This window comes from Xanthomonas sp. SHU 308 (assembly GCF_000364645.1).
Classification (GTDB): Bacteria; Pseudomonadota; Gammaproteobacteria; order Xanthomonadales; family Xanthomonadaceae; genus Xanthomonas_A; species Xanthomonas_A sontii.
In genome coordinates this window covers 1-2403 of record NZ_AQOK01000568.1, presented here as the reverse complement: position 1 = coordinate 2403, position 2403 = coordinate 1, and the positions used below count along the sequence as shown (strand labels likewise).

At 68.2% G+C, this 2403-nt stretch carries 3 protein-coding genes; 2 read left to right on the top strand and 1 reads right to left on the bottom strand.

Translation table 11 applies throughout. From position 1 onward, the window contains the following. The coding region (locus D588_RS25095) for an NAD(P)-dependent oxidoreductase (protein WP_043085496.1) at nt 1-191 on the bottom strand (191 nt) is incomplete at its 3' end. A gap of 167 nt (nt 192-358) precedes the next feature. On the opposite strand from D588_RS25095, the gene D588_RS0116680 reads away from it, so the two are divergent. Next, a complete protein-coding gene (locus D588_RS0116680) occupies nt 359-1342 on the top strand; it encodes a LysR family transcriptional regulator (RefSeq protein ID WP_017916788.1) in 984 nt (327 codons plus the stop codon). 316 nt (nt 1343-1658) lie between these two features. Further along, the gene (locus tag D588_RS0116675) at nt 1659-2246 is read left to right on the top strand and encodes a phospholipid scramblase-related protein (RefSeq protein ID WP_017916787.1); all 588 of its coding nucleotides are present in this window, start codon (nt 1659-1661) and stop codon (nt 2244-2246) included. Nucleotides 2247-2403: the final 157 nt, after the last annotated feature.

Below are 2403 nucleotides of genomic sequence, written 5' to 3'. Positions count from 1 at the left end.
TGCAGCCAGGCCAGCCGTCCCTGCGCGGCCAGCGCATGCAAGCCCGGGGTCAGGGTCGGCGCGGCCACCCGTGGCAGGGCGCCGGCGGCGAGCAGTGCCTGCAGCTGGCGCTCGGCGGCCGCGCCGCCGCCGATCACCAGCACGGCCCGGTCGCGCAGGTCCGGATACAGGGCAATCGGGGCAGGGCTCACAGGGACGGCTCGCAACGCATGGCAGGCGGGAGCGACGACCGTAGCGCCGGCTCATAGCCCCAGGAAATGACTTCATGCCCAAGGCAGATAGCTTTCGGTTATAAGGTGAAAGGCCGAATTCCACTACAGTCGAGCGTCCCGCCTGGCGGCGCCTCGCCCTCGTCCCGATGACGCTGACCCAACTCCGCTACCTCGTCGCCATTGCCGATGCCGATCTGAACATCACCCTGGCGGCGGCGCGCGTGCACGCCACCCAGCCGGGGCTGTCCAAACAGCTCAAGCAACTGGAGGACGAACTGGGCTTCCTGTTGTTCGTGCGCAAGGGCCGCAGCCTGGAAACGGTGACTCCGGCCGGGCGCGAGGTGATCGAGCGCGCGCGCGCGGTGCTGGCCGAGGCCAACAACATCCGCACCTACGCCGCCAACCAGCGCCGCGAGAGCCAGGGCCAGCTGACCCTCACCACCACCCACACCCAGGCGCGCTTCGTGCTGCCGCCGGCGGTGGCGCAGATCAAGCAGGCCTATCCGCAGGTCAGCGTGCATCTGCAGCAGGCCGCCGAGAGCGCGGCGCTGGACCTGCTCAGCCAGGGCGACGCCGACATCGCCATCGTCAGCACCGCCGGTAGCGCGCCGGCGGCGGGCATCGCCGTGCCGCTGTACCGCTGGCGGCGGCTGGTGCTGGTGCCGCGCGGGCATGCGTTGGACGTGCCCAGGCGGGTGCCGGACATGGCCGCGTTGGCGGCACAGCCGCTGATCAGCTACGAATCCTCGACCCGCGCCGGCTCCTCGCTGCAGCGCGCCTTCGGCCGGCTCGGACTGGAGCCGCGGATCGCGTTGACCGCGCTCGACGCGGACCTGATCAAGACTTATGTGCGCACCGGTCTCGGTGTGGGGTTGCTGGCGGAGATGGCGGTGAGCGCCAACGACACCGATCTGCGCGCGTGGCCGGCGCCGCCGGAGATTCCCGACTGCATCGCCTGGGCGGTGCTGCCGCGCGACCGCGTGCTGCGCGATTACGCGCTGGAGCTGGTGCACGTGCTGGCGCCGCAGATCGACACCCGCGACCTGCGTCGGGTGATGGAAGGCAACCAGCAGCCGGACTGGCCGGCGCCGCCGAGCTGGGAAGATCTGACTCAGACCATTACCAGCTAGAAGCCGGGAATGGGGAATCGGGACTGGGGAATCGCGACAGCGGCGTCCTTTGATCGATACGTCGATTGGCTTCGGACAGACGTCTGGCAAAAGAAGTAAGGGCAACGGCGTCGCGGCCTGCACTGGAATGAAGACCCCGCACTGGCGTGGTTGCCTGCCGTGCGCGTTGCCGCGGCCGCAGTCGCCCCCTATCATGCGGCCCGCGCTGCCGCCCGGCAGGCCGCGACCCTGGACGTGCCGGCGGCTGTCGGCACCGCGCAGCCGCTGTGCGGCCGCCGCCCAGGGCGCGTCGACTTTCCCAACGCAAGGACGCCCGATGCATCCTGTTCTCCAGCACAACCTGTTCTTCGTCAAGGAACAGGTCGGCATGTTCAAGGCCGCCAACAACTACGACGTGTTCGATCCGCACAGCAACCGCAAGCTGCTGGAATGCCGCGAGCCGAACCTGGGCGTGTTCACCAAGATCTTCCGGTTCACCGACTACAAGCGCATGACCCCGTTCCAGGTGGAAGTGCGTACTCCGGATGGGCAGAAGGTGCTGACGGTCAAGCGCGGCTTCTCGCTGTTCCTGTCCCGGGTGGAGGTGCTGGACGAGCGCGATCGGCTGGTCGGTTCCTTCAGCCAGAAGTTCTTCTCCATCGGCGGCAAGTTCGACGTGCTCGATGCCCAGGGCGCGCCGGTGTGCACCCTGCGCGGCAAGTGGACCAGCTGGGATTTCCGTTTCGTGCAGGGCGAGCGCGAACTGGCGCAGGTCTCGAAGAAGTGGGCCGGGCTGGGCAAGGAACTGTTCACCAGCGCCGACAATTACATGCTGTCGATCGCCGAGAGCCTGCCGGCCGAGGATCCGCGGCGGATCCTGATCATGGCGGCGGGGCTGTGCATCGATATGGTGTTGAAGGAGTGACTTTGAGGCCGGGATTGGGGAATCGCGGTGAAGCCGGTAATGGGGAATCGGGAGTGGGGAATCGCAAAAGCGGGATTCCCGCGGCGGCGGCTCCCCGGCCGCTCACACTGAGCGGCCGGGGCCATTGTGGGAGGGACTTCAGTCCCGACTGCAGGCT

What these genes read in the sequence shown, in the direction of transcription:
- D588_RS0116680 (WP_017916788.1), top strand. Translation starts at nt 359, where the DNA reads ATGACGCTGACCCAACTCCGCTACCTCGTCGCCATTGCCGATGCCGAT.
- D588_RS0116675 (WP_017916787.1), top strand. Translation starts at nt 1,659, where the DNA reads ATGCATCCTGTTCTCCAGCACAACCTGTTCTTCGTCAAGGAACAGGTC.